This window comes from Bradyrhizobium sp. USDA 4538, from assembly GCF_024171045.1.
GTDB lineage: Bacteria > Pseudomonadota > Alphaproteobacteria > Rhizobiales > Xanthobacteraceae > Bradyrhizobium > Bradyrhizobium australafricanum.
In genome coordinates this window covers 7,783,761-7,800,921 of record NZ_JALJZE010000001.1, presented here as the reverse complement: position 1 = coordinate 7,800,921, position 17,161 = coordinate 7,783,761, and the positions used below count along the sequence as shown (strand labels likewise).

Annotated in this window: 9 protein-coding genes and 1 tRNA gene; 3 read left to right on the top strand and 7 right to left on the bottom strand. The window is 66.2% G+C overall.

The window, feature by feature from the left end; all coding sequences use genetic code 11:
• Positions 1–234 precede the first annotated feature (234 nt).
• Positions 235–1,935 (top strand): Na/Pi cotransporter family protein, encoded by a 1,701-nt coding sequence (locus J2R78_RS35845; RefSeq protein WP_253608531.1) that lies wholly within the window; start codon positions 235–237, stop codon positions 1,933–1,935.
• Between the two features lie 49 nt (positions 1,936–1,984).
• Here J2R78_RS35845 and J2R78_RS35840 read toward each other — a convergent pair whose 3' ends face one another.
• The 7 genes from J2R78_RS35840 to J2R78_RS35810 form a co-directional block, all read right to left on the bottom strand.
• A complete protein-coding gene (locus tag J2R78_RS35840; protein ID WP_253608530.1) occupies positions 1,985–3,784 on the bottom strand; it encodes a M23 family metallopeptidase in 1,800 nt (599 codons plus the stop codon).
• 198 nt (positions 3,785–3,982) lie between these two features.
• The gene (locus J2R78_RS35835; RefSeq protein ID WP_016845896.1) at positions 3,983–4,321 is read right to left on the bottom strand and encodes a lipid-A-disaccharide synthase N-terminal domain-containing protein; all 339 of its coding nucleotides are present in this window, start codon (positions 4,319–4,321) and stop codon (positions 3,983–3,985) included.
• On the bottom strand, positions 4,321–5,112 hold the full coding sequence (locus tag J2R78_RS35830; RefSeq protein ID WP_035631165.1) for a glycosyltransferase family 2 protein: 792 nt from the start codon (positions 5,110–5,112) through the stop codon (positions 4,321–4,323). Before J2R78_RS35830 ends, J2R78_RS35835 begins: the two co-directional genes overlap by 1 nt.
• 66 nt (positions 5,113–5,178) lie before the next feature.
• A complete protein-coding gene (locus J2R78_RS35825) occupies positions 5,179–6,024 on the bottom strand; it encodes a phosphatase PAP2 family protein (protein ID WP_253608529.1) in 846 nt (281 codons plus the stop codon).
• 1 nt (position 6,025) lies between these two features.
• On the bottom strand, positions 6,026–7,771 hold the full coding sequence (locus J2R78_RS35820; protein WP_375166624.1) for an ArnT family glycosyltransferase: 1,746 nt from the start codon (positions 7,769–7,771) through the stop codon (positions 6,026–6,028).
• A gap of 82 nt (positions 7,772–7,853) precedes the next feature.
• Positions 7,854–9,980: a penicillin-binding protein 1C gene (pbpC, locus tag J2R78_RS35815; RefSeq protein WP_253608527.1), complete on the bottom strand. Its 2,127-nt coding sequence runs from the start codon at positions 9,978–9,980 to the stop codon at positions 7,854–7,856.
• A gap of 68 nt (positions 9,981–10,048) precedes the next feature.
• On the bottom strand, positions 10,049–15,256 hold the full coding sequence (locus J2R78_RS35810; RefSeq protein ID WP_253608526.1) for an alpha-2-macroglobulin: 5,208 nt from the start codon (positions 15,254–15,256) through the stop codon (positions 10,049–10,051).
• Positions 15,257–15,542: 286 nt separating this feature from the next.
• Here J2R78_RS35810 and J2R78_RS35805 point away from each other — a divergent pair.
• Positions 15,543–15,619: transfer RNA gene (locus tag J2R78_RS35805), tRNA-Arg, on the top strand.
• A 737-nt stretch (positions 15,620–16,356) separates the two neighbouring features.
• On the top strand, positions 16,357–16,827 hold the full coding sequence (locus J2R78_RS35800) for a DUF992 domain-containing protein (protein ID WP_253608525.1): 471 nt from the start codon (positions 16,357–16,359) through the stop codon (positions 16,825–16,827).
• Positions 16,828–17,161 lie beyond the last annotated feature (334 nt).

Here is a 17,161-nt window from a genome sequence, read left to right as displayed (position 1 = left end):
GAGATTCGTTTACCGGCGGCGCCCCCGCCGGGCGACACGAGCTTTTATCAATCAGAGATTGAATAGTTGAAGGATCTGTGCTGCAGGTCGAATGACGTCTCCCCGATAGGCCGCCTCACTCGATAGCGTGCGTCGCTCCCGCCGTGGTCGCATGAGAACAAAAAGGGGTTGATCGCCAGTCGATAGACGATACCTATGTTCATTCGACTCGAATTCGCCGGGATGCCAGGAAGCATGGGAAGCATTGTTCTGCTCGATCTGATGGGGGGCGTGGCGCTCCTGCTGTGGGGCCTGCACATGGTCCATAGCGGGATTCTGCGCGCCTTCGGACCGGATTTGCGGCTGCTGCTCGCCCGGGCGCTGCGCAATCGCTTTACCGCCCTTGGCGCCGGCCTCGGCCTGACCGCCCTGCTCCAGAGTTCGACCGCGACTGCCCTGATCACCAGTTCCTTCGCCGCCGAAGAGATCGTCAGCCTGGTGCCGGCGCTCGCGATCATGCTCGGTGCCAATATCGGCACCACGCTGATCGTGCAGGTGCTGTCGTTCAACGTCGCCGCCATCGCGCCGGTCCTGTTCATTGTCGGCCTCGTCGCGTTCCGCAGCGGGCCGCGCTCCCGGATCAAGGATCTCGGCCGCGTCTCGATCGGCCTCGGCCTGATGCTGCTGGCGCTGCACATCCTGCTCGATACGATGGCGCCCGCCGAGAATGCTCCGGGCGTGCGCGTGTTCCTGGGCGCGATCACCGGCGATCCCGTGCTCTGTATCCTGATCGGCGCCGTCGTCACCTGGCTGGTCCATTCCAGTGTCGCCAGCGTGCTGCTGGTGATGTCGCTGGCCTTTTCCCAGTTCATCTCGCCCTATGCCGCATTTGCGCTGGTGCTCGGCGCCAACCTCGGCAGTGCCATCAATCCGCTGCTGGAGGGCGCGCGGCGCGACAATCCGGCGAGCTACCGGCTGCCGGTCGGCAATCTCGTCAACCGCGTCGTCGGCATCCTGCTGGTGGCGCCGTTCCTGCGCCCGATCACCGAGATCATCTACGCCTGGCAGCCCGATCTCGCCAAGGCGACTGCGCTGTTCCACATCGCCTTCAACGTTGCGACCGCGCTGCTGTTCATCGGCGTGCTCGACCACATGGCGCGGCTGCTCGAGCGACTGCTGCCGAAGCGAGCGCAGGAGACCGATCCATCACGGCCGCGCTATCTCGACGAGAGCGCGCTGGAGACACCTTCACTGGCGCTGGCGGATGCGGCGCGCGAGGTGCTGCATATGGGCGATCACACCGAGGCCATGCTGCGCAAGGTGATGGCGGCGATGCTGACCAACGATCGAGCCCTGGTCGACCAGGTGTCGAAGATGGACAACACCGTCGACCGGCTGAACGAGGCGATCAAGCTTTACGTCACGAAACTCACCCGCGGCAGCCTGGACGAGCGCGAGGGCCAGCGCGCGATGGAGATCGTCGCGTTCGCGATCAATCTCGAGCATATCGGCGACATCATCGACAAGAACCTGAGCGAGCTCGCAACCAAGAAGATCAAGCATCGCCTGCAATTCTCCACCGAAGGCGCCGAGGAATTGTCGGCGTTCCACAAGCGCACGATCGACTCGCTGCGGATCGCGTTCGGCGTGTTCATGTCGGGCGATGCCAACGAGGCGCGCAAGCTGCTCACCGAGAAGGCGGCGCTGCGCGCGGCCGAATTGGCCGCCGTCGAGCGCCATCTGGAGCGCCTGCGCGAAGGCCGGCCCGAAACCATCGAGACCACTTCGCTGCATCTCGACGTGCTGCGCGACCTTCGCCGCATCCATTCGCACATCTGCTCGGTTGCCTATCCCGTGCTCGATGCCGCCGGCGAGACCGCCGCCGATCGCGAGAGCACCACCATGGAAGCGACCGAGGTTGCGGCGCCCGCGGCTTCGAGCTCTCCGGGTTCCTAACGCCGGCAAGGCCCGCCGCGCCGGCATGGCGTGATGCGATCTGCGCTCGCTATGTCGGCGGCCGATGTTCGGAGCCGGAACGCCGCTGCGGAAGCGCAGAGACCGCAGCGAGTTGGTTGATGCTGTCACGCTGGCGATCGAAGGCCCCGAGCAGATCCCCTTGCAGCAGCCGGCCGCCCGACAGCTTCATCCGAAGCGGATCGACGTTGCGGCCGTTGATCCGCACCTCGTAATAAAGGTGCGGTCCGGTCGAGAGCCCGGTCGATCCGACAAAGGCGATCGTCTCGCCCTGACGGACGCGGTCTCCGATCTTCAGCCCGGGCGGGAAGCTCGCGACGTGGGCATAGGTCGTCTCATAGCCGCGGTCGTGCCGCACGCGGATATATTTCCCGTACCCGCGTTCGTACCCTTCGGTCTCGACGACGCCGGCGCCCGCGGCCGCGATGGGCGACCCATAGGGCGCTGCATAATCAACGCCCTCATGGAAGCGGCGGTCGCCAAGGATCGGATGAATCCGCCAACCAAAGCCGTCGCCGAGCCGCCCGCTCACGACCGGCTTGCGCAACAGGAATTTGGTGATGGACTGGCCGGTCTCATCATAGAAATCGGAGCTGCCATCGTCCGGCGCCGTGAAGCGATAGTACCGGCGGGTCTGCCCGCCCGCCGTCAAATCGATGAAGACCAACTCCGGCTGACCGATGTCGTTCGGCGCGTAGATGATCTCGGCCACATCGGCGTCGCCGAGCGGCTCGTCGAGATCGAAATCGCGGCCACAGAGCCGCATCAGTTCAGCAACGATCCCCTGGTCGACGTGGTTGGAGCGCGCAAGCGCGTCAAGGCCGTCACGCAGTGTTTCGCCCGGAACGGAATGCGTATCGATCGACTCACGCAGCGGGCTCTCGCTGCGCGCGGCGATGTCGGGCTGTTCGGGCGCGATCGGCTGGTATTGGCCGCCATCGGTGCGACCGACGGCGGACACATCGGAGCCGGCGCGTTCGATCGACACCTTCGCGACATGGCCGCGCGGCGAACCGGCGTCTTCGCCTTGTTCGATGACCGTGATTTTCTCGCCACCGGACAGCGTCTCCAGAGCGCCAGGCGACGGGAAAGCGGCCAGGATCGCCGGCGCGTCCTCCGCGGCCGCCGCCAGCGCCCGCAGAATGGCGGCCAGCGTGTCGCCGCTTCTCGCGATAATGACATGTCGGCGGTGACGCGACGACGTAGGCGACTTCGGAAGGTTGGTGACGTTGACAGCCTCGCCGATCGGAGCCGGCGGACGCGGCACGTCTTCACCGTCAGCATAGGCGCTGGTGCCGCCCGGCAGTGGGCGCCGCGTTGGACCTGTCCGTATGATGGCTGGCAGCTCCGACAGCAGGTCGCGTTGCGAGCCCGCTCGCGCGTCGTCCTTTTCGTCTCCCCGCGCTTCCTGGTGTGGCTCGAGATCGATCTCCGCGAGCCGCGCTGACACGCGGGTAAATCGACGGACCGCGCCGGCATCGCTCAGCTGCTCAATCTTGAGCGCAGCGGAATTGCCCTGCGGGCCGAGCCTCCGGTCGAGACGATCGCCGCGTCGCGCCTCGTCAACTACCTGCCCTGCGAAGCGCGGAAATGACACGACCGGCGCGGCTGCGAATCGCGCGTGATCGCCAAACGCCCCGCGAAGCGCGCCGGCAAGAAGAGCGACGGCGGCGGATCCGATCAGAATCGTCCCCGCCATCCAGCGGAGGCTGACGGCGCGCCGGTCAGGCAATTTGCGCTCGCCGGTCAGCGGTGGCTCGTCAAGCGACGGAATATCGCGGACGCTCGATAGATAACCACCCGCTTTCGTCGCTTCGTCACGGCTGGTCATCAACGCCCCTCATCCCCTGGGGCACGGTCTCGAGATGCCGCCACGCCCACGGCAAGCCGTAGATGCCATGCGGCTTGGGGCGAATGTTTGACCTTGGTTCAGATTCGGTCGCAATTGATGCCGGGCTGAGCCCGATGCTGGAATCTATCGAGATTCCCGAACAAGGCCTACCGCTCGCCGCTCCGACGATGACGGCAATCAGCTATCGAGCGTCTTCGACCCGCGGCCGCGGTTCTTCACGATCAGCATGATGTTGCGGATGTAGATCAGCGTGGCCAGCCCCTGCCCGATGATGATGACGGGCTCACGCTTGGCAAGCCCGTAGATCAGCGTCATCAGGCCGCCGCCCATCGAAAAGAACCAGAACGCCATCGGTACCACGCTCTGGCCGGCGCGCTCGCTGGAAATCCACTGCACGAGGAAGCGCGCGGTGAAGAACAGTTGCGCGATCAGTCCGAACGCCAGCCAGAAGTCGAACTTGGCGATGAACACGTCGTAGAGATAGGCGCTCAGCGCCTGACCGTACTGAATCAGCATCACTTCACCTCGGTCACGCCCGGCACACCGGCGACATCGGGCACTTCAGCGACCACTTCAGTGACGACCGGCGTCGGCTTCTTGCGGCGGATCAGCCACCACACGCCGGCGAGATCCATGATCCCGATCCAGAGCCGGTCGAAGAATCCATAGTTCGACACGCCGGAATGGCGCGGCCGGTCGACGACGTCGACATAGGCAATCGTCAGCCCCTCGCGGCGGACCAGTGCCGGAAGAAAACGATGCAGCCCGTCGAAGTAAGGCATCGCCAGAAACACCTCGCGCGGAAACGCCTTCAGACCGCATCCGGTGTCGCGGGTGCCGTCGCGCAGGATGATACCGCGCACCGTGTTGGCGATGCGCGATTGCAGCTTCTTGAAGCCGGTGTCCTTGCGCCCGACGCGCTGGCCCGCGGCGAGGCCGACGCGACCGTTGCCGCTTTCGACCGCCGCGATCAGGTCCGGCAGGAAGGCGGGATTGTTCTGCCCGTCACCGTCGAGCGTCGCCACGATCGCGCCGCGCGCGGCGCGCACGCCGCTGCGCACGGCCGCCGACTGGCCCGACGAGACTGCGTGGCGGAGCTGCCGGAGATTGCGCCGCTCGGCCATGACCGCGCTCAGCCGCTCGCCGGTGGCATCGGTCGAACCGTCATTGATGTAGATGATCTCGTAGGCCCAGCGTCCGTCGAGCGCGGCCGCGATCTCGGCGATCAGCGGCGCGATATTGTCCGCCTCGTTGCGCACAGGCACGACGATGGAAACGGCGACCGGCGTCTGGTCGGGAGCAGGCAAATAGGCACTCGTGGTTGGTGTTGTCGGCGATGGAACCAGCCCGATCCGGCCGTCGGGCGACCGCTTTTATGGGGCGAAGGCGCTCCTCGCAACCCTTTTGAGACGCCCGTCCGACGGTCCTGACAGCGCCACCGCGGTGCCGTCGCGATGAATGGCAAAACCAAGGCGGCGGGCGGCGAACCAGTAGCGCACGACCATTGCGCCGATCACCCCGACCAGCGCACCGGCCACCACGTCGCTCGGATGATGCGCCAGCAGCACGAGCCGGGTCGCGGCGATCACCAGCGCATAGACCAGCATCGCGAACCGCGCGCCTGGCCACACCGCGGACACGGCAAAGGCCAGAGCGAACGCCGTGATCGAATGTCCCGACGGAAAGCTCGAATAGGCCTCGGTGCCGGCGAAATGCTGGAAGTTGAAGGCATTGGCCTTGCCGCCGACAAAGGGCCGCCCGCGGCCGACGATCCACTTGATCAATTCACCGACAGCGACCGAGAGCACGACCGACAGAAACAGGTATTGCAGCCTTGTCCCGAGGCCAAGCAAGGTCGCGCGCGGCACGCCGCGCAGCGCAGGCGCCGCCAACGCGACCGCGATCAGCAGCAGGCCAAGCGCGCACAGCACATACTCGTCCTTGCCGAAATCGGTGAGCGTCTTCACCCACCAGAGACCCGGCGTGCCGCGTGGCGGCATCAAACTGATCTCGGTCACATCGAACGCATACATCAGCGTGATGATCACGGCGCCGACGATGACGACGAGCAAAAGTCCGTGGCGCGCGGAGCGGCGAGCCGCCTCGGCACGGCGCGAATGCGACGGCGCCCGCACGAGCTGGGCAAAGGACAGCCAAACCAGCGTCAGCAATCGTCCGAAATAGTTGGCGGATTCCGGGGTGGCTGGAAGCGCCGGCATGTCATTCCGTCCCTTCGGAACGGAAGATCGCGATCGAGACCGCCTTGCCCTGCGAGATGTTGTAGCCCTCGACGCGCACCGGCGCGTTGTAGCGCAGGCCGATCGCCTCGGCGCGCTGCACGAAGGCGCGCTCCGAGCGCTGTTCGACCAGCGCGAAGCGGCAGGAGCCCTGCCCGAGGAAATCCGCGGCGCCCGATCCGTCGGTGAGCAGCGTCGAGGTATCGGTCATGAACACGAGGCTCGGCTCGTGGAAGCCGGCGGCTGCCGCCTTCGGGCCGACGCAGGTCACGTTGCGCAAGGCGCGTGCGACCTCCTGGCTCGGAAATACGGTGGTAAGCCGCGGCAGCACCACACCATAGGTGCCGGCTGCCATCAGCGCCGCGGCAATCACCGCATTGAGCAGCGAGCGCTCGGCGCGGCTGTCCTCGAACAACCACCACGCGATCAGGCCGAACACCATCGCAACGGCGAACAACGGCCAGGCCGGAAACACCGGCTGATGGATCGCCTTGATGGCGCCGACGATCACCAGCACCGCACCGAATGCGGGGATCGCGAACCACCAGGCGGCGCCCCGCAACAGCCAGGGCGAGCGCGACAGCACGCGCCGCTCCAGCGCGCCGACGGTCAGGATCGCGATCGCCGGATAAAGCGGCAGCACGTAATGCGGCAGCTTGGTCAGCACGGCCTCGAACACGATCCAGGACGGGATCAGCCAGGCCAGCAGGAACTGCGCACCGGGCTCGCGCCGCGCCCGCCAGACCGCAGGCGCCGCCATGCCGGCGAGCGGCGCACCGGGCCAGAACGTGATCCAGAACAGCAGCAGATAGACTCCAGGGGGCGCACCGTGGGATTCCTGCGCACCGAGCTTGCTCAGCATGTCGCCGCCGACCGAGTCGGCAAAGAAGGTCTCGCCGGCGCGCAGGAAGATCAGCACGAACCACGGCAGCACCAGCACCAGGGTCCACATCAGGCCCCAGACCGGGCGCATGCGCCAGAACCAGGCCGCCGATCGGTCGAGAATCGCAAGCCCCGCCATCGCAAGGCCGACGAACATCAGGATCAGCGGCCCCTTGAGCAGGATGCCGACCGCCAGTGCCGTCCAGAAGACCGCGGGCGGACCCCATGAAGGGTGTGCGGGATCCTCGCCGCGCTGCCACGACAGATAGACTCGCGCCATCGCGCCCATCGCCGCGGTGACGGTCAGCAGCAGCATCGCGTCGGTCTTGGCGAGCCGCGCTTCGACCCCGAGCAACACGCAGCTTGCCATCATCAGGGCGGCCAGCACCGCCCCCTGCCGCGTCACGAAGGCCAGCGCCGTCCAATAGGTCAGCAAAACGGCGCCGATGGCGCCGATCAGGGACGGCAGGCGGTAGACCCAGATGCGGACCTGGGCGCGCGGCACCCCGAGCGCGGAGACGGTCTTCAACGCCGCCGCCTGCATCCAGTAGATGCCAACCGGTTTCTTGTAACGGACGTCGTCCTGGAAGCGGATGTCGACGAAATCGCCGCTCTCGACCATCTGCTTGGTCGCCTGGGCAAAGCGGACCTCGTCACGGTCGACCGGCGGGATGGTGAAGAAGCCCGGCAGGAACAGCACCAGGCAGGTCAGCGTCAGGAACAGGATCGAACGCCATTGGCTGGCCGTTGCGAACTCGAACGCCATGAACAGCCTGCGGCTCGAATGCGCAGGTTTTACAGACTGTTGCCCTGCTCCGAAGCGCCGGGGTTGGAGGCCATCCACCATGGGTTTCGCATACGATGAAACCGCAGCGCAAACAACTGTGCTGTTCCGCTTTCCGACCGTGCCGCTCCGCTTTCCCGTGCGATCATTGCACGCGGATCACAACGGTATCCGCGGCACCCGTGGCATCGATCACGGTGAGCCGGGCGAAGCCCGGCCCCGGCGGGTCGATCAGGCGCTGGCGCCGGCTGTCGATGTCCCCGGCTGAGACACCATTCACGAGCACCGTCAGCGGCAGCACCCCGCCGGCAACCTTGACCGGCATCGGCGCATTGCGGCCGTCCTCGGAATGATCGACATCGATGCGCGAGCCGTTCAGCGGAAACTGGATGTGCGGAGCCTGGTCGTTGCCGCTACGGACCAGTTCGCCGAGCGGCCGGAAGCGGCGCAGCGGCGGCGGCAGTTTCGCGTTGGAGGCGACCAGAACGCCGCGTGGCGGCTTCGGCAATGCCGCCGGGATTTTGCCGGTGCGCGCAAAGGCGTCGAACAGGATGGGTGCCGCGGCCGTACGGCCGACTAAACCCGGCACCGGCGCGCCGTCGGGACGGCCGACCCAGACGCCGATCGTGACGCGGCCGTCGAAGCCGACCGACCAGGCATCGCGATAGCCGTAGCTGGTACCGGTCTTGAACGCGATCCGGTTGTGCACGCCGTTCTCCGGCGGCGGCGTGCCGAGCAGGACGTTGCCGACCTGCCAGGCCGCAGCCTGATCCATCAGCCGCATCGTGTCGCGGCTGTCATTCTCCTGCATGATCTCGCGCAACGGTTTAGTCGCGCCGAGCCGTGCCAGGCCGGAATAGAGCTGGGCGAGATCCTGCAGCGTGATGCCGACACCGCCGAGACCCATCGCAAGGCCCGGCGCCTCGTCCTTCGGCAGCACGAGACTGGTGCCGGCCTGCTTCAGCCGCGACGACAGCCGGCTGGCACCGACCCGGTCGAGCAGCGCGATCGCCGGCACGTTCAGCGACAATTGCAGCGCCTTGCGGATCGGCACCGTGCCCTGGAACGTCATGTCGAAATTTTCCGGCGCGTAGGTGCCGAAGCGGATCGGCCGGTCCTCGATCAGGCTGTCGGGATGGACAAAGCCATCCTCGAAGGCAAGGCCATAGATGAACGGCTTCAAGGTCGAGCCCGGCGAGCGCACCGCGCGCGTCATGTCGACCTGCCCGGCCCGCCGCTCGTCGAAATAATCCGCCGAGCCGACGCGCGCGAGCACGTCGCCCGTCTCATTGTCGACCACGACGATCGCAACCGAGACATCAGGCCCCTGCGCAATGGCACGGTCGCGCGCCAGCGCCTCCAGGTTCCGCTGCAGCGTGGCGTCGAGCGTCAGCTTGATGACCGGCGCATCCTTCATCGTCGCGATCGCCTGATCGGACGAATGCGGCGCCAGGATGGGAATCTGCTTGCGCATCTTCGGCACCGCCGTCGCCGTGGCTTGCACGGCATCGTCCTTCGACACCACGCCATCCTCGACCATGCGCTCGAGCACGCGGTCGCGCGCGGCGTGGGCGGCGTCGGGGTAACGATCGAGCCGCCGCCGCTCCGGCGATTGCGGCAGCGCCACCAGCAGCGCGGCTTCGGCGAGCGACAGCCGCTTCGGCTCCTTGCCGAAATAGGCGATCGAGGCGGCGCGGACGCCCTCGAGATTGCCGCCGAACGGTGCCAGCGCGAGATAGAGATCGAGGATCTGGTCTTTCGAGAGCTGCCGCTCCAGTTCGACCGCGCGCACCATCTGCCGCAGTTTTGCGTAGACCGAGCGCTGGTGACGCGGCTCGATCAGCCGCGCCAGCTGCATCGTGATCGTCGAACCGCCCGAGACGATATGGCCGCTGGTGAGCAGCTGGAATGCGGCGCGCGACAGCGCCAGCGGATCGATGCCGTGATGCTCATAGAAGCGCTTGTCCTCATAGGCGAACAAGAGCTTCAGATAGGTGGGATCGACTGACGTCTTCGCATCGACCGGCAGCCGCCAGCGCCCGTCCGTCATCGCATAGGCGCGGAGCAGCTTGCCGTTGCGATCGATCACCGTGGTCGAGACCTGCTGCGCCTTGTCGAGCGGTAGCGGCCCGAGCGAAACGATCCAGGCGGCGAAGGCGCCGGTGATCGCAATATGGACGACGGCCATTGCGGCCGCGACGCGGAGCGCCAGCCGCCCGCTGCGCTTGTCATGCCCGGGCTTGACCCGGGCATCCACATCCTTCGTTCGCATGGACGCGCCTATGAATGGCCGGGTCAAGCCCGGCCATGACGAGAAGAGTTTGCGCCGCGCGTCCTTGTTCATTTCGCCGGCTTCACCTCAACCGCACCGGTTCCGCTGCGGCCATAGCGCGAGGGATTGTACATGTCCTCGACATAGGCCTGCGGCAGCACATATTTGCCCGGCGACACCGCGCGCACGACATAGGCGACCGTAAACACCGCTTTGTCGTTGGCGCCCCGATCGATCGCCGCCGTGAAGCGGTCATCGCGGAACTCGGTGTTCTTCGGCTCGACGCCGTCCTCGATCCACGCGAGCGTGCCGGAATCCCCCGATGACACCAAGTTCGGGTTGTCGATCTCGAGCCCGGCCGGCAGATAGTCGGCCACCATGATGTGACCGAACTCCGGTTTGGCTTCCGTCACCTTCAGGACAACCGCGAAGCGGTCATTCTGTTTCGCCTTGGTGACATCGGCCGGCTTGCCGTCGAGCGTGAAATAGCTGCGCTCGATCTTGAAGCCGTTGGAGGCCGCCGGCTCCGGCGTGACCGGCGAGCCCGATACCGAGATCACCGCCTGCACCGGCGCATCGCCGGTATTGGTGATCCTGAGCGGCTGGCCGGTCATCTCCTCGGCCTTGTAGCTGCGATAGACCGCGGTCTTGACCGGCTGGCCGTTGATGTCGAGCGCCAGCGTCTCCTTGGCGAGCGCCCGCGCCGCCAGCACCATCCACGCATTTTCCTGCGTCGAGGTGTAGGGCGACAGTCCCCGCGCCGCCTCGACCCGCAGCACGGCTTGGGTCAGCGTGGTGCGCGGTGCATTGCCTTCGCCAGCGAGCGAGACCAGCGCTGCAGCATCGCGCAGCGCCGAGCCGTAGTCGACCCGGCCGAACTCGATCACGGGTTTCGGGTTCAGCGCATCGAGCGCGGCACCATAGACCCGCTCGGCCCTCGCCTTGTCGCCGACCAGCGCCAGCGCCGCCGCAAGCTGGGCCTTGGAGATCGGGGTCGCCAGATTGTTCAGCTTGGTGTCGGCGAGATAGCGCAGATCACCGATCGGCGCCGCGCCGTTGCGCGCGAGCACATAGAGGCCGTAGGCCAGATCGCGGCCGCCGTCCTTCTCCGGCTCGTTGGCATTGACCACCGAGTTCCTGACGCGGTCGAGCGCGTTCTTGAACAGCACGTCCGGCACCGCAAAGCCCTTTTCGCGGGCCCGGGTCAGGAAGTCTGTGACGTAGGCATCGAGCCAGGCCTCGTCGCCGCCCGCCGACCACAGGCCAAACGAGCCGTTGGACCCCTGTCGAGCGAGGAGCCGCTCGATCGCGTCGCGGATGCGCTGGTCGACCGCGGTGTCCATCGCAAGATGGGCACCGGCGGCGAGATCATTGACATAGAGCAACGGCAACGCGCGGCTCGTGATCTGCTCGGAGCAGCCATACGGGTAGCGGTCGAGCGCCTTCAGAATGCTCGCGGCATCGAGCGCGGTCGACAGGCTCGCCGAGACCGAAACGCTGCCGGTACCCGGCACAAGATCGGAGAACATGTCCGAGGTCAGCGTCAGGCTTTCGCCCTTCGCCAGCGTGCGGATCGAACGGCGCGCCAGAACCTGGGTCGCCGGCTTGACGTCGAGCGCATAATGCCGCGCCAGCGTCAGCCCGTTCGGCCCGGAGATGTCGACGTCGAACTCGGCACGTCCGGCGCCGCCGGCCTCGAGGCCCAGCGACAGCGAGGAGCGCTGCTTGGCGGCGAGCTTCACCATCGTGGTCGAATTGCCGGAAGCCTTGATCGGGCCGCTCGCCTTGACGCTGATGGCATAGTTGCCGGCCGCACCTTCGACATTGTCGATATCCATGCTGATGGTGCCCTTGTCACCGGTCAGCAGGAAGCGCGGCAAGGTCGCGGTCACCACCACGGGATCGCGCACGATCACGTCGACATTGGCGCGGCCGACCTTGGTTGCGCTCCACGCCACCGCCATCACCCGCGCGGTGCCGGCAAATTCCGGGATATCAAAGCTCACCTCGGCCGTCCCGTCAGGCCCGACCGTGAGGATGCCGGAATAGAGCGCGAGCGGCTTCTGCGTTGGCGGCGAGCCCTGCAGCTCGGCGCCGGCAGAGTCGCCGCCGCTGCGGATCTGGCCGCGGGTACCTTGCATGCCGTCGATCAGCTGGCCGTAGAGGTCGCGGATCTCGGCGGTCAGACGGCGCTGGCCGAGATAGTAGTCGTCCGGCGCCGGCGGCTTGTAATTGGTCAAATTGAGAATGCCGACATCAACCGCGGCCAGCACCACCTTGGCGTCCTCGCCGGGATTGAGCCCGCCGAGCTTGACCGGGATCTTCAGTGTCGAGCCCGGCCGCACCAACGCGGGCGGCGACAGTTCGACGGCAAGCGTGCGCGCTTTCTTGTCGATGCCGAACCATTTCAGTCCGATCGCGCGGCCGGGCATGCGCCCGGCGGCGGCATCGAGCGGACGGCGCAACGTCGTCATGACATACGCGCCGGTGCCCCAGTCCTTGCCGACGGGGAGCTTGACCTGCCGGGTGCCCTCCGTGACGTCGACGCTTTGGGTGGTCAGCAGGCGGTCGCCAAGCACATAGACCGTCAGCTTGCCTGACGTGCGCGCATTGACCGACACGGTCATCGTGTCGCCCGAGGCATATTCCGGCTTGTCGATCGAGGTTTCCAATAGATCGGGCGTGTCGGCGCTGCCGTCGGAATACCAGCCGACGTCGAACTGCACCGAGGTGACGGGGCCGTCGGCGTCGGTCGATTTCACGTCGAGCCGGTAGCGGCCGGGCTGCGGCTGGAAGGCCAGGCGCATCGGCTTGTCGGCCGCGAGGTTGACGTCGCCATCGGCGACGCGGCGGGTCGACTTGACCGGCTCATACTGCCAGGACGAATTCTGCCGGTACCACTGGTAACGCGACTCCAGCTTCAACAGCTCGTAGCGCAGCCCGTTGCGCGGCAGCTGCTTGCCGTCCGGCGCGACGAACACGACGTCGAACTCGGCCTTGTCGCCCTCGGCAACGCTCTTGTCGCCGAACAGCGGCTTGACGCCGATCAGCGAGGCGCCAGGGGCCACCGGCAGTACGATCTTGCGCTCCACCGAGCGTCCGCCGGTCTCGGCCATGCGGACGTAGATCTGGGCCTCCTGTGGCCGCGTCGAAGTCGGCACCTTCTCGAGCTTCACCGGGAAGGTCGCCGCGCCGTTGGCATCGGCCTCCGGCAGGTCCTCGATCGGGGTCCGCTCGTTGCTCGCGGTCTGCTCGTCGTCGACGCCGAACTGATAGCCGGCATAACCGGGCCGGCCGTTCGCCGCGGGCGCTACCAGCATGTCGCCCTCGAGCTGCAGGCCCGATGCCGGCGCGCCGTAGAGGAAGTGGCCGGAGACCTGGAGTTCCACTGGAACTTCAGCTTTGATCACCTTCTCCTTGCTGGTCAGATCGAATTCGACCCGTTCGGGGATGTAATCCTCGACCATGAAGGTGGTCTCGCCGACCGACGAGCCCTTCGGGTCGGTAAAGACACGGGCGCGCCAGGTGCCGGTCGGCACCGCCGAATTGAGCGCCACCGCCAGCATCCGGCCGCCGGCGCCCTGGTCGGGCAGCACGGCGCGGCGGAATTCGACGCCGTCGGGGCGCTCGATCACCATGGTCAGCGGCGTCCCGGTCAGGGCGTTGCCCTGCCCGTCGCGCAGCAGGGCGGTCAGATAGACGGTCTCGTTGGAGCGGTAGACGCCACGTTCGGCGTAGACGAAGGCGTCCGCGCCGGCCGGGATCGCCCGGCCCGCGACGCCGCGGTCGGTGAGGTCGAACGCATTGGTTTTCAGGCTCAGGAAGGCGTAGTCGGCCTTCTCGCCCATGACCGTCAGCAGCGCCGGCGACAACCCGCCCTCGCCGCGGGCCAGGCCTTGCTCGAACAGCACGTGGCCTGCGGCATCGGTTTTGCGCGTGGCCAGGATCTCATTGTTGCGGGCGACCAGCTTCACGTCGGCGTTGGCGACCGGTTCGGTCGAAGCCAGCGAGTTGACGAAGACGTGGATACCGTCATTGCCGGAAAAGGCCGACAGGCCCATGTCCGAGACGATGAACCATTGCGTCGCCAGCGTGCCGTCGTCGTCGGTGCCCGGCCCCTTGGCCGCGGCGGTCATGACATAGACACCGGGTTGCAGGTCGCCGAGCGCCTGGTCGACCGGAAACGCCGTGACGACGTCCTGGTTCAGCGTGGTCGCTGTCGCAAGCTCGCCGGACCACACCTTGACGCCGCGCTGGTCGCCGAGATCGGAGAGCTGATAGCGGCTCAGCGTGCTCTGGAAGTCGCTGTCGATCACCGTGTTGATCAGGTTGCGGTCGCCGATCCGGAGGACGTCGACCTTGACCGCCGGCGTGTTGACGCTGACCACCGGGATACCGCGCTGTCCGGTCCGCGGCAGCACATAGGCCCGCCCGGTGAACCGCACGAACGGCTTGCGGTCGCGGACATAGATGTTGAACTCGGCCGATTTCGGCAGGGTCTCCTTGACGGTCGAAGGCAAGCCGGCGCGCAGATTGATGTTGTAGCGCTCGCCATGCTTCAGCCCGTCGACGCAGAGCTGCTGGCCTTCCGCCGACAAGGCCGGCTTGTCGGTGCCGGCGAGCGCCAGATAGGGCGCGAAGTCGACGCGCTTGGCGAGCTCCTCCGAGAACTGGAAGCAGGCGCGCGGCGAGGCCGCGTCGGAATCGACGGTATAATCGAGCAGCCGGAAACCGTGCTCGTCGCGCATCTTCTCGTACTGGCCGCGGACATCGGCGACCTCGCGCATGTCGAGCGACAGCCGCAGGCTGTCCAGCGCCGGGCGCCACAGCTTGCGCTCGGCAAGCGCTTTGCCGAGCACGGCGAGCGCGTCCGCCTCCTCGCCCGCATTGCCGGCGCGCTGATAGGCGATGTAGGCGGCGGTGGAGGCGCGCTCCATCAGAAACGTCTGTTCGCTGGAGCTCGCCGAGCGGATCTGGAAGATCGTCCTGGCGAGGCGCAGCCAGTTGGCGCCGTCCTCCGGCGTGGTCGCCGCGATCTGGCCGAGGATCGTGAGTCCGCCGCGGAAATCATTGCGCCTGAAGGCGGCGTCGGCGTCGGTGCGCAGGGTCGCGGCCGATTTGTTGACCGCGCCGGCCTCGCTCTTGATCTGGGCCTCCAGCTTGATCGCGGAATCGGCGAGATCGTCGCGCTTGAAGGCCTTGTCCGCGGCCTGGGCGCTCACCAGGGCGAGTAGCAGCGTGGCGCATATCGTGGCGGCACGAACCAATCCGATCATGATGGAGCTCCTGAACGCCCCGCGGTCGAACGCCGCGTTGGGGCCAAAAATGCGCGAAAAGGTGACGGAGTGAAGGCGCAGACATGAACGGACGAAAACGTCGCTGATCGCATTGCCGACATTCCTTTGACCAGCCCCGGCGGCAGCATCGTGCGGCGCGACGGGCTGGACAAGCCAACGCAGGGCGGGTCCCTGCTCGCCTTTGTCGCTTGACCACAAAAATCGGTTCGGCCGGACTTGGCGGAAAGGCGGATTTTTCATATTGGCGGTGCTACAAGGCCGCCACGGTCCCGTAGCTCAACTGGATAGAGTAGCGGATTTCTACTCCGCGGGTTGCAGGTTCGAATCCTGCCGGGATCGCCACCCTACTCCCCCTGAATGAAACCATTTTCCTGAAGCCGCGAAGCCGGCCGGAAACAAACCCGGCGTAGTGTCCCGGGCATTGGACCAAGGGGATTAGGTCATGTGGGATTTCATCAACGAATTGTATCGGGATTTCTGCCTGGCTCGCTTGCAGGAGATGCGCAAGCTCGAGCATCATATCTGACCGGGCGGAGCATCGGTGGCGATCAGCCGTTCTCGCGCCGCGGCTTGGATCACCCCAGACAATCGGACCTTTGCCGGCGCACAAGCAGCCAACACCAATCCATCGCGGGACGCCTAGTCCCCGTATGATTACGGGGGCGCTCGAACCTTGGCGCCGGTTTTGCAGACACAAACATGACTGGGATTGCGGGCCCAGATTGGAACAGGCGCCGCCGGGACAATGCATTTCGAGCCCGGCGGCGTAATTTTTCGGGACAGGCGCACCGCCTCGATCCGAACGGCCTGGCGTCAGTGCCAGGACCGGAGTCCCTTGCTTCGCCCCGTTACCTCTCCTGCCTGGAAATCAAGCACGCTCGTTCGACGTCGATAGACCCACCATCGAGGTGTCAGCCGGCACGGCGATGAAAAGGATCGCCGCTGGTTGATCGTCGTCCTCCTGGCCGGTCGCTCGCGAACGTCGACCGTCGGCAGCAATCAAACCAATCTCTAAGGCTCTCTTAACCACAAACGAAGGCCGCGCGCGGGGGCATGGGCCGATCGCGCGTCGATCCGCGTTGTCCGGCACCATGCTTATCACAAGCCGTGCGATCGCCTCTGCGGTGTGTGGTGCGGCGGTTCTCGCTGCGCCGCTCGCAGCCGCCGATGCGCAGCAGGTGCAGGCCGGAACGCTCGAGTGTCGTGGCGGACCCGATACCGGGTTCGTCGTAGGTCCGGTGACCAATCTCAATTGCGTGCTGCACGTCGATAGCGCGCCGGACAGTCGTTTTGTCGCGGCCATCCGCAACCTCGGCGTTTTGATCGGAGATCAAGAAGTCGCCATGAACTGGAAGGTGATGGCGCCCGTGCCGTGGCTTGGAAGCGACGATATTGCCGGCGGCTACGCCCATGCCGGCGGCGCCGGCGTCAACGTTCTCGCCGGCGGCACGAATACGCCGATCACGCTGCATCCGTTGAACGAGCAGAACGTCCCCTCAACGCCGCCCCTGAAAATCGAGAACCTCGAGATTCGGCCAGTGGACCGCTGACCCTGAGCGCAGCTTGGTGAGGGCCGGCGCGGTCGCCGGAATGCACAACGCCGTCCGCTTGAAATAGATGCGGACGGCGTTGGCCCTAGCCCCAGGAAGGTGATGCAAAATCCTGACGGCTCCAAGTGTGCACACTTTGTGCCAGCGGCGCATGTCCCAAATTGGCTATCACGCGGCATGGCCCAAATGGGCCATTTGGAAACACAGAAACACAGATAGGTTAGGCACCGAGGCGCCGGCGACGGTGCCTCACGACCAAAGTGTCTACTTGGCCTCAGCGTGGCCCACGCGCTGAGGCCTTTCTTTTTCGATGTTCGCCGTGTGCCGTGAAATC